The sequence below is a fragment of the Actinoplanes sp. NPDC051859 genome, from assembly GCF_044452725.1.
Classification (GTDB): Bacteria; Actinomycetota; Actinomycetes; order Mycobacteriales; family Micromonosporaceae; genus Actinoplanes.
In genome coordinates, this window is record NZ_JBITBX010000008.1 from 129,143 (window position 1) to 152,433 (window position 23,291).

15 protein-coding genes are annotated in these 23,291 nt (G+C 71.6%); 9 read left to right on the forward strand and 6 right to left on the reverse strand.

All coding sequences use genetic code 11. The features are described 5' to 3' along the window. Nucleotides 1-56: 56 nt before the first annotated feature. The gene (locus ACIA1L_RS21435; RefSeq protein ID WP_396074614.1) at nucleotides 57-929 is read left to right on the forward strand and encodes a glycosyltransferase family 2 protein; all 873 of its coding nucleotides are present in this window, start codon (nucleotides 57-59) and stop codon (nucleotides 927-929) included. On the opposite strand, the gene ACIA1L_RS21440 is transcribed toward ACIA1L_RS21435, so the two are convergent. Both ACIA1L_RS21440 and ACIA1L_RS21445 read right to left on the reverse strand, forming a co-directional pair. Next, nucleotides 841-3,099 carry a hypothetical protein gene (locus tag ACIA1L_RS21440; protein WP_396074615.1) on the reverse strand — a complete coding sequence of 753 codons (2,259 nt, stop codon included), beginning with the start codon at nucleotides 3,097-3,099 and terminating at the stop codon, nucleotides 841-843. The genes ACIA1L_RS21435 and ACIA1L_RS21440 overlap by 89 nt on opposite strands. Next, nucleotides 3,096-4,550 (reverse strand): thymidylate kinase, encoded by a 1,455-nt coding sequence (locus tag ACIA1L_RS21445; RefSeq protein ID WP_396074616.1) that lies wholly within the window; start codon nucleotides 4,548-4,550, stop codon nucleotides 3,096-3,098. The genes ACIA1L_RS21440 and ACIA1L_RS21445 overlap by 4 nt, the downstream gene beginning before the upstream one ends. Nucleotides 4,551-4,655: 105 nt before the next feature. Between ACIA1L_RS21445 and ACIA1L_RS21450 the strand changes: the two genes are divergently transcribed. From ACIA1L_RS21450 to ACIA1L_RS21465, 4 genes are all read left to right on the forward strand, one after another. Beyond that, nucleotides 4,656-5,942, forward strand: a complete 1,287-nt coding sequence (locus ACIA1L_RS21450; RefSeq protein WP_396074617.1) for a lipopolysaccharide biosynthesis protein — start codon at nucleotides 4,656-4,658, stop codon at nucleotides 5,940-5,942. Nucleotides 5,943-5,959: 17 nt separating this feature from the next. Further along, on the forward strand, nucleotides 5,960-7,075 hold the full coding sequence (locus tag ACIA1L_RS21455) for a glycosyltransferase family 4 protein (RefSeq protein ID WP_396074618.1): 1,116 nt from the start codon (nucleotides 5,960-5,962) through the stop codon (nucleotides 7,073-7,075). Between the two features lie 61 nt (nucleotides 7,076-7,136). Next, nucleotides 7,137-8,000 carry a glycosyltransferase family 2 protein gene (locus ACIA1L_RS21460; protein WP_396074620.1) on the forward strand — a complete coding sequence of 288 codons (864 nt, stop codon included), beginning with the start codon at nucleotides 7,137-7,139 and terminating at the stop codon, nucleotides 7,998-8,000. Next, nucleotides 7,997-9,151, forward strand: a complete 1,155-nt coding sequence (locus ACIA1L_RS21465) for a glycosyltransferase family 4 protein (RefSeq protein ID WP_396074621.1) — start codon at nucleotides 7,997-7,999, stop codon at nucleotides 9,149-9,151. Before ACIA1L_RS21460 ends, ACIA1L_RS21465 begins: the two co-directional genes overlap by 4 nt. Here ACIA1L_RS21465 and ACIA1L_RS21470 read toward each other — a convergent pair. The 4 genes from ACIA1L_RS21470 to ACIA1L_RS21485 all read right to left on the reverse strand — a co-directional run bounded on the left by ACIA1L_RS21470 (nucleotide 9,120) and on the right by ACIA1L_RS21485 (nucleotide 15,600). Further along, nucleotides 9,120-10,139, reverse strand: a complete 1,020-nt coding sequence (locus ACIA1L_RS21470; RefSeq protein ID WP_396074622.1) for a metallophosphoesterase family protein — start codon at nucleotides 10,137-10,139, stop codon at nucleotides 9,120-9,122. The genes ACIA1L_RS21465 and ACIA1L_RS21470 overlap by 32 nt on opposite strands. After that, complete coding sequence (locus ACIA1L_RS21475; RefSeq protein WP_396074623.1) at nucleotides 10,136-13,843, reverse strand: hypothetical protein; 3,708 nt, start codon at nucleotides 13,841-13,843, stop codon at nucleotides 10,136-10,138. The genes ACIA1L_RS21470 and ACIA1L_RS21475 overlap by 4 nt, the downstream gene beginning before the upstream one ends. 180 nt (nucleotides 13,844-14,023) lie before the next feature. After that, nucleotides 14,024-15,244, reverse strand: a complete 1,221-nt coding sequence (locus ACIA1L_RS21480) for an acyltransferase family protein (RefSeq protein ID WP_396074625.1) — start codon at nucleotides 15,242-15,244, stop codon at nucleotides 14,024-14,026. Next, nucleotides 15,241-15,600, reverse strand: coding sequence for a hypothetical protein (locus ACIA1L_RS21485; RefSeq protein ID WP_396074626.1), 360 nt, complete (start codon nucleotides 15,598-15,600; stop codon nucleotides 15,241-15,243). The genes ACIA1L_RS21480 and ACIA1L_RS21485 overlap by 4 nt, the downstream gene beginning before the upstream one ends. A 259-nt stretch (nucleotides 15,601-15,859) precedes the next feature. Between ACIA1L_RS21485 and ACIA1L_RS21490 the strand changes: the two genes are divergently transcribed. From ACIA1L_RS21490 to ACIA1L_RS21505, 4 genes are all read left to right on the forward strand, one after another. Further along, the gene (locus tag ACIA1L_RS21490) at nucleotides 15,860-16,399 is read left to right on the forward strand and encodes a hypothetical protein (protein WP_396074627.1); all 540 of its coding nucleotides are present in this window, start codon (nucleotides 15,860-15,862) and stop codon (nucleotides 16,397-16,399) included. 123 nt (nucleotides 16,400-16,522) lie between these two features. Beyond that, a complete protein-coding gene (locus ACIA1L_RS21495) occupies nucleotides 16,523-18,760 on the forward strand; it encodes an ATP-binding protein (RefSeq protein WP_396074629.1) in 2,238 nt (745 codons plus the stop codon). Nucleotides 18,761-18,809: 49 nt separating this feature from the next. Beyond that, nucleotides 18,810-19,733: an ATP-binding protein gene (locus tag ACIA1L_RS21500; protein ID WP_396074630.1), complete on the forward strand. Its 924-nt coding sequence runs from the start codon at nucleotides 18,810-18,812 to the stop codon at nucleotides 19,731-19,733. 110 nt (nucleotides 19,734-19,843) lie between these two features. After that, the gene (locus ACIA1L_RS21505) at nucleotides 19,844-23,239 is read left to right on the forward strand and encodes a Neogenin (RefSeq protein WP_396074631.1); all 3,396 of its coding nucleotides are present in this window, start codon (nucleotides 19,844-19,846) and stop codon (nucleotides 23,237-23,239) included. Nucleotides 23,240-23,291: the final 52 nt, after the last annotated feature.

Sequence of the window (23,291 nt, forward strand, 5' to 3'; positions counted from 1 at the left end):
GGGTCCTTGAAGGCGCCTAGAGGCTGGATTGAGCTTGGGCTCCGAACTAGTGGGGCATGACCGCCACGCTGCTCGCCCCCACCGCTGCCACCACCGCCCCCGCGCCGCTGTACAACGCGGCCCGGCTGTGGGCCCCGGCCGACCCGGCCGTGGAGCTGACCGTCGTGGTCCCGTTCTACAACCCCGGTGCGGCGCTGCGCCCCACCATCGAGAAGCTGGTCGCCTGCCTCACCGCCGAGCAGGTCTCCTACGAGATCATCGCGGTCTCCGACGGCTCGACCGACGGCTCCGAGCGCACCCTCGCCGGCCTCCCCGGCGTCCGGGTCGTCGTCAGCGGCGTCAACCAGGGCAAGGGTGGCGCGCTGCACCTCGGCTTCGCCGCCGCCCGCGGCGCCTGGATCGGCTTCGTCGACGCCGACGGCGACATCGACCCCCGGCACCTCGCCGAGTACCTGCGGGTGGCCCGCGCGGGTGGCCACGCCGGCGTGTACGCCGACAAGCGGCACAGCACCTCCGGCAGCGCCTCCTCGCCGTTCCGCAAGCTGGTGTCGATGGTCTACTCGACCCTGGTGACCCTGCTCTTCTTCCTCGGCATGCGCGACACCCAGACCGGCTGTAAGGTCCTGCGCCGCGACGTGCTGGCCGAGCTGCTCCCCCGGCTGCGCGAGCGCCGCTTCGCCTTCGACCTGGAGTTCTTCGTCGCCGCCAAGGCGGCCGGGGTGCGCGGGTTCGTCGGGGCCCCGGTCACCCTCGAAGAGCGGGTCGCCGGCTCGACGGTCGGTTCGAAGGCGATCCTGCGCACCATCCGCGACACCTTCGTCATCTTCGCCCGCCTGCACTTCACGACCCAGTACCGCCCGGCCCCGACCGGCGCCCTCGTCCTGCGTCCCGTGACCGCCTGGAACCAGCAGCTGGCCGAGGCGGCCTGACCCGCGGCTGCTGCGCCGGCGGCGGACTCGCCGCCTGCGGATACGGCACCGCCCACCAGCGCACCAGATCACGGCGATGCTCCAGCAACCCGACGACGAGCAGGACCAGCAACGACAGCACCGAACCGATCAGCCCCAGGCGCAGCCAGCGCCACGGCGTGTAGGACACCGTCACCGCCTCGGCCCCGGCGTCGATCGCGACCGTGCCGGCCGCCGTGGGTGCGCTCGGCAGACCGCCCGCCGACCAGCCCGGTGACCACTCCTCCGGGATCACCGTCCAGCCGGGAGCGCCGGCCGCGACCGACCAACTCGTCGAACTTTTCCGGCGCAGGCCACCCGCCGCCGTCGACGGCAGCGGCTGTCGATCCGCCCCGCCGTCCAGCACGGCCTCGGTGCCCAATGCCCCTTTCCCGGCCTGCGTGACCGCCGTGTCGTAGCCGCCCGGGCGGGCACCGACCACCCGCCCGGTGCCGTCCGCCTCGACGCGGTAGACGTCCAATTGCGGCGTACGCAGCACCCGTCGCAGGTCGGCCTGCTTCTCCAGCCACAGGTATTCCGCGGCTTCCCGGTCACGGGACAGCACCACGAAGCGCACTCCGAGCGGGGCCACCAGGCGGCCGAAGCTGCCAGCGCCACCGGCTGCAACGAGGCGTTGCACGTACGCCATCCGCCGCGACACCGAGTTCGTCCGCACCGGACCGAGCTCGACCGCGTCGCTGCTGAGCACCGGCCGTTGGAAGAACGCCCCGGCGGGTGTCGCCACGGTGCGCGCGTTGGTGAAGCCGAACGGCTGGTAGAGGTGCCAGGGCAGGAACAGGATGGCCTCGTCGCCCGGTCCCATGATCTTGTCGGCGGCGTACCAGGACTCCGGGTAGTGGCTGACCTTGATGGAGCCGCCCAGCCCCCAGGCGAGCGACGGCGCGATGATCGCGAACACGCCCGCCACCGCGACGAGGCCGCCGGCTGCCGCAAGCCGGAATTGCAGGGAACGGTGCGCCCGCTGGCAGGCCAGTGCCAGGACCTCCACGGTGACGCCGATGCCGACCGCGTACGCCACCATGGTCAGCGCGACCCACTTCTGTTGCTCGCGCATCGCCTCGAAGAGCGGCACGACGTCGAAGGCCCATCGGTAGACCGCGGCGAGCGGGCCGTGAATGCCCGCGCCGAACAGCAGGCCCACGCCGGCGAGCAGGGACAGGGGGCCGCCGGAGAGCGGACCGCGGCGACACAGCCGGTACAACCCGGCCAGGGCGGCTACCGCCATCACCGTGGCGGGGACCAGCCCCAGGTCGATGGGCGGGCTGCTGTCGGCGCCGCCGCGCCAGAAGCCGCGCAAGGAGACGAGGGTGACCAGCATTCCGCCCGAACCCGCGTGCGGGGCGTACACCTCGAGGTCTTGACTGCCGACTCGGACGGTGAGGATTGCACTCAGCAGGACTGTCACGGCGTACGCGTAAATGCACCCAGCGCAGACGATCACGATGGCGGTGCGGGCCAGATGTTTGCGGCCCGGACGGGGCAGCAGCGCAACGGCCAGCAGGCCGGCGCCGCCGAGCCAGGCGGCGTGCGGGCCGACCGCCATCGCCAAGGCATACCAGCCCGCCGGCCGGGCAGCGAACCACGTGTCGCGGCGGCGGGCACGGACGGCCGAAGCGAGCAGCCAGCTCAGCAGGCCGACGGAGAGCAGGAACGCGACGTGCCCGGCTTGGATGCGCTCGATGACGAACGGATTGCAGCAGACGAACAGCGCTGCGGTGTGCCGGCGCCACCGGCCGCCAGCGGCGAGCGCGGAGATGCCGGACGCGGCGATCGGGAAGTAGCAGAGGATGACCAGCCAGCTCGTCGCGCCCGGGCCGACCAGGGAACGCACCTGGTCGGTCAGCAGCCGGTACGGCAACGCGTCCAGCGCGGCCGGGTCGAGACCGTACAGGCCGGGTGTGATGGCCTGGTTCGGACCAGACACCCAGTCCAGCAACAGCAGGTGCCCGTCCTGGGTCCAGGGTGCGACGACGACGAGGCCGGCGATCAGTCCGAGCAGCCCGGATTCGGTGGCGAGACGGGTCGCCCGCGGATCAACGCCGGGGAGCCGCCGGTGCCGGGGCACGTACGCGGGCGCTCCCGCCGCGGCGGGGGCGCGCCGGCCGCCCCGATGCCGGGCGACGAGGGTCACCGCGGGCGGCGCCGCGGGCCGTGGGCGGCCTGGACGACCGCCGCGACGAGCGGCGCCAGGGGGTCCTCGGTGGCGCCGGAGGTGTCCACCACGATCTCGGCGTGCCGGGCGGGGCGTTCAGCCAGGAGCTCGCGGAACCGCTGCTGCTGGTCGGCCTGCTCGGCGAGGGTGCGTTCCGGCTTGCGCTCGTGGATCAGTTCAGCCGGGGCGTCGGGCAGCACCAGGATGTCCGGGGCTGGGACGACGAACTCGGCGACCCGGGCGGCGCGGGATCCCGGCCACGGCGATTCGCGCAGGTCGTAGACCCAACGGTCGGCGATGACCACCCGTCGCGCCGCCACGGCCGGCGCGACGTTGCGCAGGTAGCGCCACACGTACTCACCCGCATAGAACCAGGCGGCAACTCGCCGCAGGGTGCCGTGGTCGGCGGCCGGGTCGATCGGGGCGGCAGCGTGGTCGGAAGCGGCGCCGGTCGGGGCGGTGGAGCCGACGTTCAGCAGGCGGCGGGCCAGGGCGACGCCGGGCAGGTTGCCGCGCGCCATGCCGAAGTAGGTGGCGCTGGTCGGCAGGCCGAATTGGTGCAGCCGTTCGTGCAGACCGTCGGCGACCGTCGACTTGCCGGAGCCGTCCGTGCCCACCAGCGCCACCACGACGCCGCGGACCCGCAGTCCCAGCGGTCCGGCGGCCTTCGCGGCGGGCAGGACGCTTCGGCGTTGGTTCCAGGTGGCGCCCACGGCCTTGGGGGTGAGACTGAGCGCGACCAGCCGCATGCGGGCGCGTAACGGCAGCCGCGGGTCGGGTGCGGCGCCCCCGGCGACCGCAACGAGCTCGGCGGCGACCCGCGGGCCGAGTTGCCAGGAGAGACGGCGGGCCAGCTCCCGGCGGTGGGCCGAATCGGCGGCCACCCAGGCGGCCCGGGCCTCGGCGAGGCGTTCCCCGCCGGGCAGCCGGCCGCGCAGCACCGGGCGGATCAGCAGGTCGGCAGTCGCCGCCGCGCCGGTGAGCCGATGGCTGGCCGGGTCCGTGGTCACCTGTCCCACCGGCATCAGCAGGACCGGCCCGACCCGCAAATCACCGTATGTCACATCGACCACGGCGGGCCCGGTGCTCGTTTCGATGGAGAGGCTGACGTGTCGCAGGCGGCGCGGGTCGTGTGCTTCGGCCACCCGGGCGCCGGCGTACGTGTCGGTGAGCAGGTCGACCGGGTCGCCGGCGGCGGGCGGGGCGGCGTACCAGATGTCGAGATCCTTGGGGCCGGTGTCGGCGGCCCAGCGTTCGGCCGCGTCCGCCTCGCCCTGCCAGGCCCAGGGCTGCCCGGTCGCCTCCAGCGCGGTGGTGATCGCCGACAGCAACTCGGTGCGGCTCGGCAGTCCGGACCGAGGCGCGCGGGAATTGGCCGGGGCGTCGGGTGACGGCCGGCGTTCCGCGCCTGTTTGCCAGGAATCGGTCATTTCACCCCGATTATTGCCCGGGAGCCCGACCCGCGTGCCGAGTTGCGTGACGCAGCTCCACCAAAAATCAGACAGGTCGGGGGCCGGACGGCCGATAGAGACCTCGTGACCTCCCTGACCCGCCGCCTCGCGCGCCTCGCCGCCCGCGGCGCCGCGCCGATCGCCGTGGCGGTGGCCGTGCAGAGCGCCGGCAACCTTGCCTTCCATTCGGCGGTCGGGCGGCTGCTGGACCCCGGCGAGTACGGCGCCCTTGGAGCGGTGCTCAGCGCGATGGTGATGCTCACCGTACCGCTGGGCGCGCTGCAGACCGCCGCGTCCGCACTGGTGGCCGAGCACGGGCTCACCTGGGAGACGGCTCGGCGTACGCTGCGCGCGGTCGCTCTGTGGTCACTGCCACCGGCGGTGCTCGTCCTGCTCTGCGCGCCGCTGCTGCAGGACTACTTCCACCTGTCTTCGCTGGCCGAGACCGCGCAGCTCGCGCCGTACCTGCTGGCCGCGGCCGTGGTGTCTGCCGCCCGCGGCCTGCTGCTCGGTGACCGCAGGGTCGGCACGGTCGCCAACACCTACTTCGTCTCCACCGCGGTCCGGCTCGCTCTCGGCCTCGCGCTGATGGTGCCGTTCGGCATCTCCGGCGCCCTGGCCGCCACCGTCGCCTCGGAGGTGGCCGCCCTGCTGGTCGCCCTCCCCCGGTTGCGAGGTACGGCCGGGCGGACCAGCACCACCAGCCTGCGGTTGGGCGCCGTCGCCCACGCCGGGATCGCGGTGACCGGCCTGTTCCTGTTCTCCACCGCTGACCTGCTGCTCGCCCGGCACCACCTCGGCGATGCCGCGTCCGGCTCGTACGTGGCCGCCGCGACGATCGCGAAGACGGTGTTGGCGCTGCCCGCGGGCATCATGGCCGCCGTCTTCCCGCGCCTGCTCGCCGCCTGGCCGACGCCGGGCCGTACCCGTGCGCTGCTGTCCGGCGGCGCCGCGGTGACCGGTCCGGCCGTCCTGGGCGCGGCCGCCGTGATCGCCCTGCCGTCGCTGGTGCTGCTCGTGCTGTACGGCGACAAGTACCCGGACGCGGACGGCCTGGTCCGGGCGCTGTGCGGGGTGGCGGCGCTGACCTCCTTCGTCACCGTGTTGACCCATGCGGCGCTGGCTCGCCGCTCGCGGCTCATCGCCGTGCCGTGGATCGGTGCGGTGCTGGAGATCGCGCTCATCGAGACGTGGCACGGCTCGGGTGCGCAGATCGCCGCGGCTTCGGCCGCCGCCCTGGTGCCGACGCTGCTGGCGATGCTGCTGCTGGAGGGGCGCCGCTGGGTGCGGGCCACGCCGCCGGCAGAGACAGACGTTCCTGAGGCACCGGCGAGCGCCGATGCTTCCCGTCCTGCCGCGACCGCGGCCTGATCCCCCCGGAGGCCTCCGTGCGCATCCTGGTGCTGAACTGGCGCGACCTGACCCACCCTGCCGCGGGCGGCGCGGAGGTCTACACCGAGCAGGTGCTGCGTCGTTGGGTGGCTGCCGGCCACGAGGTGACGCTGTTCGCCGCGGCCGTGAACGGGCGGCCCGTCGCGGAGATCGTGGACGGCTACCGCGTCGTCCGCGCCGGCAACCGGTTCACGGTGTACCGGGAGGCGAAGCGCTGGTGGAACCGGTACGGCCGGGGCCGCTTCGACGTGGTGATCGACGAGACCAACACCGTGCCGTTCCTGGCACACAAGTGGGTCGACGACGGCGCAAAGACGATCGCGTTGGTGCACCAGACCTGTGAGGAGATCTGGCACCACAACGCGCCGCCGGGGGTCGCCCACCTGGGCCGGCATCTGCTGGAGCCGAGCTGGCTGCGCCGGCTGTCCGGTTCGCCGATCCTCGCCGTCTCCGACTCGACGCGCGACGCGCTGACCCGTTTCGGTGCGCACGACGTCACTGTGGTGCCCGAGGGCTACGAGCCGCCCGCCACCCTGCCGCAGGTCGCCAAGGAGTCCACACCGACCGCGGTGTTCTGCGGCCGGATGGTCAGCTACAAGCGGCCGTGGGACGTGATCGGCGCGGTGCGCCTCGCCCGCCAGGAGATCCCGGACCTGCGGCTGTGGATGATCGGCGGCGGTCCGATGCTGGACCGGCTGCGCGCCGCCGCGCCCGAGGGTGTCGAGTTCCTCGGCCGGGTGTCCGAGGAGGAGAAGCACGAGCGGATGGCGCGTGCCCATGTCCATCTGGCGACCAGCGTCCGTGAGGGCTGGGGTCTGGTGGTGACCGAGGCGGCCGCGCTGGGCACGTCGACCATCGCGTACGACGTGCCGGGCCTGCGCGACTCGACCCGGGCGGCGGACGGTGTCGTGACGGCGCCGACGCCCGAGGCCATGGCGAGCCGGATCGTCGAGCTGCTGCCGGGCCTGACCACAGCGGCGACCGCCCCGATGCCGTTCGGCGGTGCGAAGTCCTGGGACGAGGTTGCCGCCGCGGTGCTGGATGCGGTCCGCATGCACGCCCGGGTGCCTGGTGCCCTGGCTACGGTGACGGAACTGCGGCGCGCCGCCTGAGCCCCATGCCTGCCTGACCATAACGGTCACGAAGTGCCGAAATAGCCCCATAATGGGAAAGATGACGAGCCACCCCGTGGTGTCGGTGATCGTTCCCGCCTACAACAGCGCGCCGCTGCTGCGGGACTTCCTCGGTGCCTGCGCCAACTCCCAGTACCGGGACTTCGAGGTCATCATCAACGACGACCTGCGCTCGACCGACGGCACGCGGGCATTGGTCGAGCAGTTCCAGGCCGACGGCCTCGACGTGACGTATCTGCAGGAGAACCGGTCGATGGCGCAGGGCCGTAAGCGCGGCGCGGCCGAGGCGCGCGGGTCGATCCTGCTGCACCTCGACTCCGACATGAAGGTCACCCCGGGGCTGATCGGCGAGTGCGTCGATCAGCTCGCCGGCGACCTCGACGCTCTCGTCATTCCCGAGGAGTCCTTCGGCACCACCTTCTGGGCCCAGTGCAAGTGGCTCGAAAAGAAGATCTACGACGGCGTGGAACAGATCGAATCCCTGCGTTGCGTACGCCGCGAGGTCTACGACAAGCTCGGCGGCCACGACGAACGCATGGTCTTCTCCGAGGACAAGGACTTCGACCTCCGCGTGCGCAAGGCCGGGTTCCGCGTGGGCCGCACCCGCAACTTCCTCTACCACAACGAGGGCGACCTGCAGCTACGCAAGACCATGCGCAAGAAGCTCGGCTATTCCGGCACAGCCGACCTGTTCGCCGCCGAGCACCCCGAGGCGTTCCGCTGGCAGACCAACATCTTCAACCGCTTCGGCCTCTACCTGAAGAACTTCCCGTACGCCTTCTCGCACCCGCTGCTGTACGGCGGCCTGTGGGCGATGAAGGTCGGAGAGTTCGGCTTCGGCGCGGTCGGGCACATCCGGCACCGCATCGCCGTCCGGCACGGCGCGCCCGGCGGTGCCGCATGAGGATCGCACATGTCATCGCCGAGTTCTCCGGCAAGGAAGCGATGGGGCGTACGGTCACCGAACTGGTGCACCGCGTCGCCGGCGAACACCACCTGATCACCACCCATGCGGTCGACGGACGGGACACGTTCGCCGGGGTCCACGAGCTCGGCGGCGCGTTGGAGACGTTCCCGCTCGGGCGGTCCACCGCGTTGAAGGACGCGCTCGACAAGATCGGGCCGGACGTGGTGCACCTGCACGCCGGGGCGCTGGGGCCGTTCCTGGCGTTGCTGCCGGTGCTGCGGCCGTACCGCAAGCTGCTGACCGCGTACGCGTGGCCGACGCTGCCCCGCCCCGGGGCCTGGCGGCGGGCGACCGTGGCCGAGATGCGCTCGTCCAACGTGTTGCGGGCACGGGTCTTCCTGACGTCGGTCCTGCCGGTGCCGCTCGCGGCCGCAGCGCTGCGTCGCGCGGGGATCACCACCGTGCTCACCCCGGATCCCCGGGTGGCCGACCGGCTCGGCAAGCGCCGAGGGCTGAACGTCATCCGCTTCACCTCCGGGGCACCTGCCGACCCGCGTCGAGCCGCCTTCGACGCCGAGAGTCCGACCATCGTTTTCGCCGGGCGGGCCGAGACGGTCCGGGGGTTGGACACGCTGCTCGCCGCGTTCCCGCGGGTGCGGGCGGCGGTGCCGAACGCCCGGCTGCGACTGCTGCTCATCCCCCGGCCGGAACTGCCCCGCATCCTGGCCCGGACCGGCGCCGCCGAGGCCGTCGACGTCGTCACCGAACCGGTGCCGGACCTGCTGGCCGAACTGGCCGCCGCGCAGGTGGGGACCTGGCCGTTCAAATTCGACTACACCACGTCGCCGCCGGCGATGGCCCTGGTCGAGGCGATGGCCGTCGGGCTGCCCGTGGTCGGCACGGACGTGGCCTGCGTCCGAGCGGTCCTCGACGACGGCGTCAACGGCCTGTCCGTACCGCCCGACAACGCCCCGGCGTTGGCGAACGCTCTGATCACGTTGCTGCGCGACGAGCAGGTGTGGAACCGGTTCGCGGCGGCGGGCCTGGAGTCGGCGACGCAAGGCATGGGCTGGGAACGGGTCGCGGAGACCACCGCCGCAGCGTACGCCGACGTGCTCAGCGGCAGGCGGCCTCACCCCGGTCGGTGACCTCGGCACCCACCCGGTGGAACGCCCAGGTCCACGAATCCGGTTTGAGCTCCAGGTCCAGCACGCCGTGGTGGTCGTAGTCCACGAACTCGCTCGCCGGGATGCCGGCGCGGACCTTCGGCACACCCGCCTCGTCGGTCGCACCATCTGCCGTCGCCGGCCGGTAGTGGGCCTGGCCGCCGGTGCCGACGACGAACTGGCGTACGCCGAGCGGGTCCGGTTTGCCGTCCGGGTTCATCGGTGCGAACCGCTCGTAGTCCGCTTCGTGGCCGGACAGCACCAGCTCCACCTTGTAGTGGTAGAGCGTCTTGAAGAGTTCGTTGGTGCGCGGGTCGGGGCCGGCGATGCCGGTGGACCAGCGCGGGTGGTGCCACGCGGCGAGCACACACTTGCGGTCGTTGGCGGCCAGGTCGGCCGCCAACCAGCTCTCCTGCGGTGAGCCCTTGCCGCAGCCACCGGCTACCGCGGAGCAGTTGGAGTTCAGCACGACGAGGTGCCACCGGCCGATGTCCTGCGACCAGTAGCCCTTCTCGTCGACGAACCGGTCGCCGAAGTACGCCGTGAACGTGTTCGCGTCCTGCACCTTGTACTCCTGGTTACCGATGACCGGCACGGTGCGGTCGAGCAACCGGCCGAACGTCGGCCCGTACACGGTGCGGAACGCCTCGGCGGCCGGCAGCTCGTACTGGTAGTCGCCGAGCCCCAGGAAGACCGCCGGGTTCAGCCCTACCGCCAGGTCGGACACCTCTTTGTGCTTGCAGTGGTCGTTCGCACCGGTAGCGAATTCCGGATCGTCCGGGTCACAGGCCATGTCGCCGACGGCTACCACCCGGACCGTGTCCGGCTCGGGCGAGCAGCGGGAGAGCAGCCACACGATGACGAGAACCAGCACGGTGAGGAAAGCGACGGAGGTGAACAGCCGGCGGCGGAGGCGGCGGGTGGGGGTGCCGGCTTCCGCGGCCGGCTCCCGCGCGAAGAGATTCCTCATGTGCGGCGCCGGAAGAGAAGTCGGCGCAGGCGGGGACGACGAGCCCAGAGCTGTCCGAGACGACCCGGCTGGCGATGCCGTAGCGTCCAGGAGCCGGGCCGACCCTCGGGGAGCCGGACCACGTACATGAAGATCAGCGAGGCGACGACCCCGGTGGGCAGCAGATAGAGCGCGTATCGGGCGAGGCGGGCCGGCGTGTAGCGCACGGCGACCTCGCCGCCCTCGGGCAGCAGCCAGCCGTTCATCCAGCCCTGCAGCGTCACCTTCTGCGCGCCCTGGGCTCCGGTCATCACCCAACCCGGCGCCGCGTTCTCGGCGAGCGCGACCGCGGCTTTACCCGACGAGGTGACCGTGCCGGTGAACTGGGTGGGGTTCACCTTCTTGTAGTCCACCGATGAGGTCACCGCGGGCGCCTCCTGGCGCACCAGCACCACCTCGGACGGGTTGACCGGACGCAGCCGCACCCCGCGATACTCCACTTGGGACTGTTGCTGGCCCTTGGGGTCGCGCAGGCCGTACAGATAGATGCGGGTTTCGACCGCGTTCGGGTCCGGCTCGACCAGCGTCTCGTACGACGTCCAGCCGTTCCAGATCGCCACGCCAGGCATCGTGCGGCACAGGTCGGGTCCGCGCAGATACATGCAGTACTTGGGGTTACGCAGCGCCACACTGCGCGCCTCCATGGCGTACTCGTAGAGGGAGGCGGCGCCCATGTCCTCGGCCAGCGCGCCGATGCAGGCAAGGTGCCGCACCGCTTTCAGCGTGTAGGTGGTGTCGCCGTCCGAGCCCAGTTGCTCCTCGGCCTCCAGCCCCGCCTGTTCCACCGTCTCGTCGTCGTAGCGGAAACAGTCGTCCAGCGGCTCGAACGGTGCCAGGATCGAGCCGGACAGGCCACCGTCCACGCGCAACTGGTGCTTGCCGGCGGTGAGCTTGACGGACGTCTCCGGGATCGCGGGCGGGAACACCGTGTGCGTCGCCGCGGACTCCAGCGCGTCGATCCGCAGCCCCCGGTATTCGGCGACGGTCTTGGGCTTCAGCCGCTCGCCGACGTCGGCGCGCAGGATGACCTGCAACTCGCGGGAGAGGCTGTCCATCGTGACGACCCGCTCGTAGGAGGTCCAGCCGTCGTTCAGCACGGGCCGGGCGGCCAGCTCGCAACCGCTCACACCGGCCTGCCACAGGCAGATCTGCGGCCGCGCGCCGGTGACGTGCCGATACTGCAGGCGAACCCGGAGGTGCTGGCCGGGCACGGTGTTACGGGCCACCACCTTCGTGCAGGCCGCATGGTCGGCGGCGGAGAGCCGCACGGTGCCCCGCTTGATGGTCGCGGTCAGCTGGAGCTGACTCCACGGGCGCGGCTCGTAGTTGTTGCAGTCGAAGACCGGGGAGTACCCGGTGGTGTCCGCCGGCTTGGCCGCCGTCGCCAGCAGCGTCACGGAGGTGGCAGATCCCACCGGCACGGTCGTCCTGACGCCGTTGTCGAGCGACACCGTCCGGGTGCCCACCTTCAACGCCACGATCTTCCGGCCGCGCGGCAGTGGAATCGCCATCGCGGGACGTTGGGATACGGCCTTGCCGTCGATTTTGAGGACGGCCGGATCCTCGAGCACCAACCGGTTACCGGCCACGTCGATCCGCGGCACCAGCACGGCGGCCGCCCGCGCCCGCTGAGCCAGCGTGTACGTGCCGGCGGTGACGGAGACGGTGGTGGTGGGCGAGCCGCTGTCCACCGCAGGCACCGGCCAGTGCACGACGTCCGGCGTGACCACCGCGGTGTCGTCCACGTACGGGTTGAAGTTGACCGGCGACGTGTCGACCCGCGCCGCGATACCTGTCCGGCTGTCCACCGTGCCCAGCACCGCCGCACCCGCGTCCGCCCGGGCCGGCGCGTCCAGCACCCGGTCGAAAGTACGCAGGGTCGGGCTCGTACCGCCGTTGAAGTTCCAGACCTGGAGCGTCCCGTCGTGGACCAGTTCCCCGCCCTGCACCTTCGCCATGGCGGCGCCGAGGATGCGGTCGTCGGCGAAGTAGCGGTTGGGCAGCCCGCGGACCAGGTCGTGCCGGACGATGACCTTGCTGGCGCCGATCGCCTCCAGCAGCTTCGGCACGGGAGCCAGGTCGCCGGCCAGCAGCGTGTTCTCGATGCCGTGCACGCTGGCGTTGAACCCCGGGGTCTCGCCGAAGTACCCACCGGGCTTGGGTGCCACCACGGGCCGCTTCAGCAGCAGGTTCGCGACACTGTCGGCGCCGAAGAACCCCCAGGTCGTGGGCATCTGGTAGTAGTCGTCGAGCGGCAGGATCAGCACCTTGCCGGGGCGCGGGTCGGCGTTGATCTTGTCAGCAACATCCCACCAGTCCTGCAACACCCGGACGTGCGCGGACGGCTGGGTGGGCCGTTCATCCGGCATCACCTGGCCGGTGTAGATCGGATAGGGGTAGGCCACCACCCCGATGAACGGCAGCACGGCGACCGCGGTCACCAGGCGCCGCGGCCAGCCCGGCCGGAACCGTTTCGAGGCGCGCAGCCGGGTCAACAAGCCTTCCATCGAGATGGCCAGCATGATGCCGAAGAACGAGACCAGCAGCTGCCCCAGCTTGCTCATCGGCTCGCGGAACAGCCAGAAGCCGGGCGCGTGCAGGTAGAGGAACATGTTGAACTGGTTCAGCGGCGGGCGCAGACCCTTAGCCAGGAAGACGAAGATGAGGATCAGCAGCAGCAGCCCGAACGCCAGCCGCCGCAGTCGACGCGGCGCCAGCAGCGGGGCGAGGAACACCACGAACGGCAGCAGGTAACGGATCCAGATCCACGCGGGCCGGTCCAGGTCAGCGGCGTACGGCAGGTACTGCGGACGGAACCACGCCCAGTTGGCCACCATCGTGAGGATGTTGGGCGGGGTGTTGTTGACCTGCGACCAGGACCAGTTGGTGGGGTCCTGGAAGGTGGCGTTCGCGGCCGCGCCACCACCGCCGACGAAGCTCATCGCGAGCGGATACAACCAGTAGACGTTCAACACGATGGCCCAGGGCGCGGCCGCCACGAACCACTTCACCAGGCGCAGGGCGGGCTTCCGGCCGAGCACGAGCAGGGCCAGCAACGGGGTGCCGCCGATCGCCCACGCGTACGCGACGACCAGCATCGGCGGGTTGAACGACAGGAACGAGGTGGGCATGAGCGCGAAACCGGCGATCGGGGTAGGCACTCGGCGCCCCATCGCCACCCGCATCGCGATCCCGGTGATCAGCGCCACCACGCCGACGGAAATGATGTTGAGGGGGTTCGGCAGCCGGGTCATGAAGAACCCGTTGAGCACCCCGAACACGCCGGCGATCACGATGCCGGCCTCGCTGCGGACGAACGCGCCGGCCAGGTAGGCGATCCCGAACCCGACCAGTCCGTAGATGATGGTGTAGAACAGCCACTGGGCGGAGTATTCGGTCAGCCCCACCGTCTTGCAGACCCAGATCACCACGAACTCGAACCCGCGCGCCATGGTGTAGCCCGCGGAGCCGGCGCCGGTGGTCTGGTGGTTCCAGGCCCACATCGCCTCGGGCTCCCAGCCCTGCCGGATGAAGGGACCCATGTCGCCGCCGGCGATGAACGTGCCGGTGCGGAACCAGCGGCTGACGATCAGCGAGGAAATGGCGAAGACGATGAGGTAGGGCCGGGCGGCGAGCCAGGCGGCACGGTGGAAAACCCGATGCACCCTCGCCCCCTCCCAGCCCGGTCGCACCTCGACCGGCGGTCGCGCGCTTCCCAGTGCTGATCGGCCACGGTGCCGCTGCCCTGAGTCAGGCGGCGCTGACTGAGACCGCCAGGGGACGCTGATTCCGCTGGGAACAGGGATTTCCCTGCGGCCGAGGCCGCCTGTCTGGTAACCGCATCGTCAGCGGTGGGCACCGACCCGCGAGCGACGGGCAAACGCACGGATCACGCCGTCGAGCAGTGCCCGCAGGCGCGGAGTGTGGCGCTCGGTGGCCCACGCGAACAGCCAGCCCGCCCCGACCAGGACCGCGCTGAGCGCCAGCAGGGCCAGCCAATGCGCCGGCGTGGCCGCCCACCGGTGTGCCGCCTGCGGAACCAGCAGCGCCGCCATCATCGCGGCGATCGGCAGGTGGACCGCGTAGAGCGAGTACGACGACTCGGCGTACCCGGACAGGGCGTCGAGGACTCGGCCGGGCAGGCCGGTCCAGTGCAGGTCCTCCACCAACAACACCAGCAGCACCGTGGTGGCACCGGCGAGCACCAGCACGTTACGGCTGGAGTAGCTGAGGTAGGTGGACCACATCGCGGCCGCCACCGCCACCGCGGCTGCCGTACGAGCCAGGGTCAGCACGAGCGGACGCAGCGCGACGAGCCGTTCGGCGATCTGCCGGCGGAACAGGGCGACGCCGGCACCCATCAGCCACACCGGCAGGTACATCAGCACGGCCGGTCCCACCAGCGCGCACACCGCCAGCAGCAGGACCAGGTTGGCGATCCGCGCGGGTACGCCGCCGCTGCCCTTCCAGGCGTACAGCGCCAGCGGGAAGATCGCGTAGAAGGCCGCCTCGTAGGCCAGGGACCACAGCGAGGCGTTGGTGCCGTACGTGGGCACGGCAATGGTCTGCAGGAAGGTGACGTTGCCCAGGGCGCTCAGCGGGTCGAGCCGCCCCGCGAGGTCCTCGGCCGGCACGGTGTGGTGGTAGGCCGGGTCGCCGAGGTAGATCGAGGTGTGCCCGAGCAGGGCGAGGCCGAGGTGGTCCAGGACAGCCGTGAGCGCCACGGCGGGAACGAGCACGATCCACAGCCGGCTCAGGCGGGCGGTCGCGTACCCCGCCCACCGGAACCGGTCGTTGCGGAACGCGGCGAGCACGCTGCCGCCCACCCAGTAGCCGCTGAGCACGAAGAAGACCAGGACAGCCGCCGGGCCGAGGCCGGTCACCGCGTACAGGAACCCGGTCAGGGCACCGTCGCCCGCCGCGGCGGCGTCGACGAACAGCAGGGTACGCAGGTGGTAGACGACGACAAGGACGGCTGCCACCGTACGCAGTGCGTTGAGTGCCCGGTGGGTGCCGGTCTTGGCCGGTGCCGCGGCGCGGGCCGGGGCGGGGATGGTGGCTGTCATTCGCGGTTTCCTGCCGGGGGGTGGGGTGGGACCTGGTCGACGGGGGCCGGTTCGTCCGCGGCACTGTTCTTCAGCCCGATCACGCCGAGGGGCAGGGCGATCCCGCTCAGCCCCAGGCCGACCAGCACGGCGTTGAACACGTAGTCGGTGTATCCGAGCGAATGGGCCGGGCCGCACGACGCGAAGATGACAGCGGCCGTACCGATGGGAAGGCGCCACAACCGGTCGGCGAGGGCGGGCAGGGCCCGCAGCGTGAAGTGCTGCCGATGGCGGGCGGGCGGCCGGGATTCCGGGTCGGTGACCGCCGGGACCGGCGCCGCGACGGGGGCGGGCGCCTCAGCGAGATCGAGCGACATGACGATCCCCTCCCTGACAGGCGCGGAACTGGCGCCGGAGTGGGCTCCGGCGTCCCTCCATCGGTCCCCGTCTCGCGGACCTGAAGGCTTTCCGAGCCGTTGGTGCACGGGTCACTGTTCTCTTACATCGGCAGTCAGTGCCCCAGAATGAGGCCAGGGACGGCCTCCCCGGTGCCCAGCTCAAGGTTGACTCAGGCGCGGGGCAAGCTTGGCTCGAGGCCATTCCCTCAGCCGGGTGGCGTGCCGCACGCTGGGAAACATGCGGAACCTTCCCCCGGCTGTGCGCAGCGCCTTCGTCGCCGTTCTCGCGGTGCTGGGCCTCAGCGTCGTCCTGCTCGCGCCGGGCACCGCAGCCAGCGCAGCCGGCACGGACAAGCTCGTGCTGACCTGGGACGCCAGCGGCGAGCAGCTGCTGGTGGAAGGGATCGCCTACCGGCCCAAGGCCGTGGTGGACGTGCGGCTCGGTGACAGCCCGCTGCAGCAGGCCCGCAGCGACGAGAACGGCCGGGTGAGCCTCACCGTGCCGCAGGAGCTGATCGCCGCCGGGCAGCCCGGCGCGAGCATCATCGTCGCGGGCCGGTCCGTCTCCGGCGCGGCCCGGGTGCTCATTTCCGCGGTGCCGCCGCGGGCCGCGGTGCGCGGCCCGGCGGACGTGCTGCCCTGGTCGGTCGCGGGCATCGCACTCGTCGGCATCGCGCTCGGCGCCCTGCAGCGCCGCCGCCGCGCTCGCCGGCCGGCCACCTCCGCCGCCCGCACGTCCGCCCCGGCCGGCTACCGCTCGCGGCACGCTATCGCCTGAACCACCGGCGCAGACCGCTGAAACCGGACTGCTCCCGAACGCTGACCCCGTTGCCCCCAGGCGCCCCCAACCTGATGGCACGGACTCGACCACCCGGGTCCCGCTCCCGCGAAAGGTCAGCGCATGGGATTTACGGCGCGCACGCTGGTCGAGGTCGTTCCCGGTCCGGCGGCGATCGTGGATCCGGACGGCCGCGTCCTGGTCGCCAACGGGCGATGGTCGCGGCCGGACGGCGGCGGCGCATACCCGGCGGAGGGGGCGCTGCTGGCGGCCGAGACCGGGTGTCCGGCCCACCACCAGCTCCCGGGTGCGGTGCAGCGGATGACCCCGCAGGCCGCGCCGGTGGTGCTGCCGTGCCGGTGTGAGCAGACGGAACACACCGTCCGCGTCACCCACCTGGAAAGCGACTGCGGTGCCCACCGCCGGCTGATCACGGTCGAGCGGGTCGCGGCACCGAGCGCCGGCGAGCCCGAAGCTGACTCTGTCTCCCAAGCCAAGTCGCAGTTCTTGGCGCTGCTCGGCCACGAGATTCGGACGCCGGTGACCACCGTCGTCGCCACGGTGGACCTGCTCCGCGCCCAGCCGTTGCAGCAGGGCGTCCGCGAGGTGGTGGACAGCGTGCACCGCTCGGTGCACTCGCTCAAGGCACTCACCGACGACCTGCTCGACCTGGCTCGCCTGGAAACCGGCAGCCTGCGGGTGGAACGCCAGCCCGTGGCGCTGCGCCCGGTGCTGGAAGGCATCGTCGAGCCGTTGCAGCAGCAGGCCCGCCGCAAGGGCATCCTGCTGCTGGCCGCGCCCGCCCCGGACCTGCCGGCCGCCGTCCTCGGCGACATCCACCGGCTGCGCCAGGTGCTGACCTGCGTGGTCGGCAACGCGGTGAAGTTCACCGACTCCGGTGAGGTCATCGTGACGGCCGAGCGCGACGGCGACGACTCGTACCTGATCACCGTCTCCGACAGCGGTCCCGGGATCGGCGAGCGGGACCGGCAGCGGATCTTCGCCCCGTTCGTGCAGACCGACTCCTCGGCGGCGCGCCGCCACGAGGGTGCCGGTCTGGGCCTCGCGCTGGCCGCGCGCCTCGTGCAGGCCATGGGCGGCCGGATCGACGTGGAGTCCGAGGCGGGCAAGGGCTCGCAGTTCCTGATCCGGCTGCCGCTCAAGGCCGCGAGCGACCAGCCGGTCGCCGCGCTGCCGCTGCCGCTGACCCGGCGCCGCGTCGCCCTCGTCGCGCCGTCGCCGCGCGCGGAGCTGGCCCTGTCCTGGCTGCTGACCAGCGCGGGCGCCGAGCCGGTGCCGACCCGCTTCGAGGAGCTGACCAAGCAGATCCCCGATGTGGACACGCTGCTCTGGTGCGACGACTCGCACGACCCCGCGGCCGTGCGCCGCGCCGACGCCGTCATCGAGGTGCTCGGCCCCAAGGGCCGCGCGCTGATGATCAGCACCACCGACCCGCGCACCGGCATCGTGCGCAAGCCCGGCGTGCTGACCGCGCCGCTGGTGCTCGGCCGCCTGGTCGCCGCGCTCAACCTGGAGCGGACCGGCGTCCGCGGTGCACCGGTAACGGTCCCGCCGCTGAACGGTGGCCGGGTGCTGCTGGCCGAGGACAACGACGTCAACCGTACGGTGTTCCGGCGCATGATCGAACTGCTGGGCGTCGAGTGCCACGCCGTCGCCGACGGTGCTGCCGCGGTCGATGCTCTGCTCGGCGAGTCCACGTACGACGTGGTGCTGATGGACCTGCAGATGCCCCGGGTGGACGGCCTGGAGGCGACCCGGCGGGTCCGGGAGGCCGGCAACTCCACGCCGATCCTGGCGCTGACCGCGACCGCCCTGCACGGGGACCGCGAGCGGTGCCTGGAGGCGGGGATGGACGGTCACCTGAGCAAGCCGATCACCCTGCCCGAGCTGCGGGCGGCGCTGGAGCCGTATCTGAACGCGCCGGAGGAGCCGGAGATACCGGCCGAGCCCGCCGCGGTGGACGACGACGCCGATGCCCCCGACCTGAGCAAGCTGCGCGACCTCGAGGAACAGCTCGAGGACCGGGCGCTGGTCGTGACCACCGTCAACACGTTCCTGTCCCAGCTCGACGGGCGCCGTTCGGCGCTGGCCGAGGCGCTGCGCAAGCAGGACCACGACGCCCTGCGCGCGACCGCACACACGCTGAAGTCCTCCAGCGCCCTGCTCGGCGCCGACCCGCTCGCCGAGGCCTGCGCCGAGGTGGAACGCAACGCCGTCGCCGGCACCAGCGAGAAGGACCTGATCGCGCTGGTCGCCGAGGTGGAAAGCGCCGTTGCCAGTGCTGTCCGCGTGATGTCCGGCTACCTCGCCGCCGACGAGAGGGCCGACAGTGCTGTCTGACTCTGACCCCCGCCTCTCCCCGACCGACGCGACCCGGGACGGAACCCCCATGCGACTCGTGTCATCCCGCGCCCAGCGCTGGTCCTTGCGCCGGCGCCAGCTCGGCCGGTCCCCCCGCTGGTACGTGGTATCCGCGACCCGGCCCCGCCGCGACGTGTACGCCGAGCTCGAGCGGGAACGCCGGCGCAACGCGGCCCTGGAGCACCGCGTCCAGGAGCTCAGCCGCTCGGTGCAGGACCTCGAGGCGTTCTCCCGGGAGATCAGCCACGACCTCAAGGCGCCGCTCGCCGGCATCTGCGGGTACGCCCAGCTGCTCACCCACCTCGACGTCGGCTACCCGCGGCCGGACGACTACGACGACTTCGTGGCGGAGATCAACCGGGGTACGGACCGGATGCGACGGCTGATCGACGACGTGCTCGCGTACTCGACGGTCCGGGGTGCCCGGCTGCACCTGACGAAGATCGACCTGAACGCGTTGATCGACGACGTCGTCGCGGACCGCGCGGTGGAGCTGCCCCGGCCGGGTGCGGCACCGCGGCCGGCTCCGCACATCACCTGGGAGCCGCTGCCCGCGGTCCGCGGTGATCACGGCATGCTGCGCCGGTTGCTGGAGAACCTGTTGGGCAACGCGCTGAAGTACGTCCGTCCGGGTGAGCCCGCGCGGGTGCACGTCGGGGTGCGGCCCGGCCCGGACGGGTTCGTCCGCGTCGAGGTGACCGACCAGGGCGTCGGCATCCCGGACGGGCAGCACGAGGCGATCTTCGGTGAGCTGCACCGGGCGCATCCGGACGCGTACCCGGGCACCGGTCTGGGGCTGACGATCTGCCGCCGGATCGTGCAACGGCTGGGCGGCAGCATCGGCGCCGACCCGCAGTTCCGTGGTGGCGCGCGGATCTGGTTCACCCTGCCTGCGGCGGTCGTGGAGACCGACGCCGGGCAGCGGCCCGTCGCGGCCGACGCGGTGCGCTGAGCACCTGTTCTCCCCCACGAATTTGAGGTTCCCCAGAGCTTCGCTTGAGATCGGCTTGAGGTTGGCCGCCGATCTGACCCCCCAAGAGCTCGACTTCGAGATGAGGCCAGATGGACGTCAGACGACTGCTCACCGCGGTGAGCGCCGGGGTGGTAGGAGCGGCGGTGACTGTCGTCGCGATTCCGACCGCGGCGCAGGCTGCCCTGCCGTACCCCGGGGGCTTCAAGGCAGCCCGGTCCGCGGACGACGTACAGAAGATCAACGTGGCGTGGAAGGCCGTCCCCGGCGCCGATCACTTCGTGGTCGACACCATTGCCGGGGCCGTGCAGACCGTGGTCAACGTGCCCACCTCGACGTTGAACTACACGGTGGACGCGGCCAACAACTGCGACGCCTACAAGGTGCGCGTGGGTACGGCTGACGCCACCGGCACCGTCATCAGCACGAACTACTGGTCGTTCAAGTCCGCCGCACCCGGCTACGTGTCCGGTCTGGCGGTCAACCGCGAGGACGACGGTCAGGTCATCGCCGCCGACTGGAAGACCCCGTCGAACCCCGGCCTCACCCCGGTCACCGGCTACCGCGTGGTGCTCACCCGCACCGCGGACGGCGTGGTGCTGTACGACGAGACCTCGATGGACACGTCGTTCCGCTACCCCGGTGCCGACCCGGCCCGCTCGTACTCGCTGCAGGTGACGCCGAAGAACGAGTACGGCGCCTGCAACACGGCGAAGTGGACCGTCGACCGGTTCCGTCCGGCCGACCCGACCGACCTGGTCGTGGAGCGTCGCGCCGACGCGCCGGGCACCGTCGAGGTGGTCTGGAAGGCGGGCACCTCCGCCGGTCCCGCCGCGACCTACTACCAGGTGGGCTACGGCGAGACCAAGGTGACGAAGTACGTCAAGGTCGACGTGCCCACCACCACGGCGATGCTGTCGCTCGACCCGGCGAAGACCTGGGTCGTCGAGGTCAAGGCGTACAACGCCAACGGTGGCAGCAACCCGGCCTCCGGCTCGGTGCCGACCTGGGCGCCGGCGGAGACGCCGACGGTGCCCGCTCCCACGGCGACCAGTGAGCCGGAGCCCACGACGCCCGCGGCCACCCCGACCCCGACCCCGACCGCTTCCGGCGGCACGGGTGGCACGGGCACCGGTTCCTCGGGCGGTTCGACCGCCGACTCGGGTGTCGAGACCACGCACTCCACCACGACGGTGTCCACCGGCTCCGACCGGACCCCGCCGACCATCGTCCCGACGCTGTCGGCGACCACCAAGAACGGCTACTTCCGCTCCGCGGTGACGATCCGCTTCACCTGCGCGGACGCCGCCAGCAGCATCGCGAGCTGCACCGCCCCGATCACCGTCAGCAAGGACGGCGCCGGGCAGCGTTTCTCCGGCACGGCCGTGGACGCCGCCGGCAACACCGCCACCGTCACGCTGACGCTGGCCGTGGACCAGACGCCGCCGTCGGTCAGCTCGACGGTCAAGGGCGACAAGAACGCGGCCGGCTGGTACAAGACGCCGCCGATGGTGCAGTACACCTGCTCTGACACGGTGTCGGGCGTCAACACGCTGGCTATCTGCCCGGCGGACACGCCGCTCGCCATCGACGGTGCCAACCACAGCGTCACCGGCACGGCCACTGACAAAGCTGGCAACACCTCGACCGACACCGTCATCATCAACCTGGACCAGGTCGCCCCGGTCATCACCGCGACCGTGCAGGGTGACGTGAACGCCGACGGCTGGTACACCACGGCCCCGACGATCCACTACACCTGCACCGACCTGACCTCCGGCGTTGCCGAGTGCCCCGCGGACCGCAAGGTCACCGAGGACGGCGTCGGCAAGGAGATCACCGGCAAGGCCGTCGACAAGGCCGGCAACGTCGCCAGCGCGACGGTGAAGCTCAACGTGGACGTCACCGCCCCGACGATCACCGCCTCGGTAGCCGGCGAGGTGAACGAGTCGGGCTGGTACACCACCAAGCCGACCGTGCACTTCACCTGCACCGACACCGGTGCCGGCGTCACGAACTGCCCGGCCGACATCACCCTGCACGAGGACGGCGCCGACCAGAAGGTCACCGGCACCGCGACCGACAAGGCCGGCAACACCGCCACCGCTGCCATTCTTCTCAGCGTGGACCGGGTCGCTCCGCAGATCACGGCTGACGTGCTCGGCGAGCGGAACGCGGACGGCTGGTTCCGCACCACGCCGGTGATCCACTTCACCTGCTCCGATGAGGGCTCCGCCATGGCGACCTGCCCCGAGGACCAGGAGATGGTCACCGACGGCGGCGAGCAGACCGTCATCGGCACCGCGACCGACATGGCCGGCAACACCGCCACCGCCCGACTCACGGTCAACGTGGACCGCACCGTTCCGACCATCACCGCCGAGGTGCTGGGCGAGGCGAACGCCGACGGTTGGTACCGCACCTCCCCGGTCGTGCACTTCACCTGCACCGACGAGGTCTCCGGCATCGTCAACTGCCCGGCCGACACCCCGGTCGCCGCGGACGGTCTCGGCAAGATCGTCATGGGTACGGTGGCCGACAAGGCCGGCAACACCGCGACCACCTCGGTCACGGTGAGCCTGGACCAGACCGCCCCGGTCGTCACCGCCGCCCTGGTGGAGGCACCGAACGCCAACGGCTGGTTCAACAGCGCCCCGACCGTCCGCTTCACCTGCACCGACGAGGGCTCCGGCCTGACGGTCTGCCCGGCCGACGTGACGGTGACGAAGAACGGCGCCAACCAGAAGATCACCGGTACGGCCACCGACCTGGCGGGCAACTCCACCACGGCAGCGCTCACGGTCAACGTCGACCTGATCGGTCCCGAGGTGACCGCCACCGTCGAGGGCACGAAGAACGCTGACGGCTGGTACCGCACCACCCCGACCGTTCGCTACACCTGCTCCGACAGCGACTCGGCCGTGGCGTCCTGCCCTGTCGACGCGAAGGTCACCGCCGAGGGTGTCGCGGTCAGCGTCCCCGGTACGGCCTCCGACAAGGCCGGCAACACGACCACCAGCACGCTGAACCTGAACATCGACAAGACCGCCCCGGTGGTCTCGGTGCTCGGCGCGGTGAACGGCAAGGTGTACGGCGCCGACTCCGCCCCGGCGGTGTCCTGCAAGACCACCGACTCGGGCTCCGGCGTCGCCACCCTGGCGAAGCTGACGCAGACGTCCAGCAACGGCGCTTACACGATCATCTGTGCCGGTGGCGTGGACAAGGCCGGTAACACCTCGGCCGCGGTCACGATCAGGTACACGGTCGAGGCGACCACGAACTGGCTGATGGCGCTGACCAAGCAGTACCTCGGCGACAACGGCACCCGGGACATCCTGGGCGCGTTCGACCTGCACCTCACCAAGCGGCAGTTCCTGCTCTACGTCGCCAAGGTGATCCTGATGTCGATGGGCCGGAAGCCGGCGTTCACCTCGTCGGAGTCGTCGACGCTGATCTACTACGCGTTCGCGATGGACTGCAAGCGCTGATCGACCAGCAGCAGCGCAGGGCCGGGACTGACGTCAGTTCCGGCCCTGTCCG

Coding starts and splice junctions, on each gene's coding strand:
- ACIA1L_RS21435 (WP_396074614.1), top strand. CDS start 57: ATGACCGCCACGCTGCTCGCCCCCACCGCTGCCACCACCGCCCCCGCG.
- ACIA1L_RS21445 (WP_396074616.1), bottom strand. CDS start 4,550: ATGACCGATTCCTGGCAAACAGGCGCGGAACGCCGGCCGTCACCCGAC.
- ACIA1L_RS21460 (WP_396074620.1), top strand. CDS start 7,137: ATGACGAGCCACCCCGTGGTGTCGGTGATCGTTCCCGCCTACAACAGC.
- ACIA1L_RS21465 (WP_396074621.1), top strand. CDS start 7,997: ATGAGGATCGCACATGTCATCGCCGAGTTCTCCGGCAAGGAAGCGATG.
- ACIA1L_RS21470 (WP_396074622.1), bottom strand. CDS start 10,139: ATGAGGAATCTCTTCGCGCGGGAGCCGGCCGCGGAAGCCGGCACCCCC.
- ACIA1L_RS21480 (WP_396074625.1), bottom strand. CDS start 15,244: ATGACAGCCACCATCCCCGCCCCGGCCCGCGCCGCGGCACCGGCCAAG.
- ACIA1L_RS21485 (WP_396074626.1), bottom strand. CDS start 15,600: ATGTCGCTCGATCTCGCTGAGGCGCCCGCCCCCGTCGCGGCGCCGGTC.
- ACIA1L_RS21490 (WP_396074627.1), top strand. CDS start 15,860: ATGCGGAACCTTCCCCCGGCTGTGCGCAGCGCCTTCGTCGCCGTTCTC.
- ACIA1L_RS21495 (WP_396074629.1), top strand. CDS start 16,523: ATGGGATTTACGGCGCGCACGCTGGTCGAGGTCGTTCCCGGTCCGGCG.
- ACIA1L_RS21500 (WP_396074630.1), top strand. CDS start 18,810: ATGCGACTCGTGTCATCCCGCGCCCAGCGCTGGTCCTTGCGCCGGCGC.
- ACIA1L_RS21505 (WP_396074631.1), top strand. CDS start 19,844: ATGGACGTCAGACGACTGCTCACCGCGGTGAGCGCCGGGGTGGTAGGA.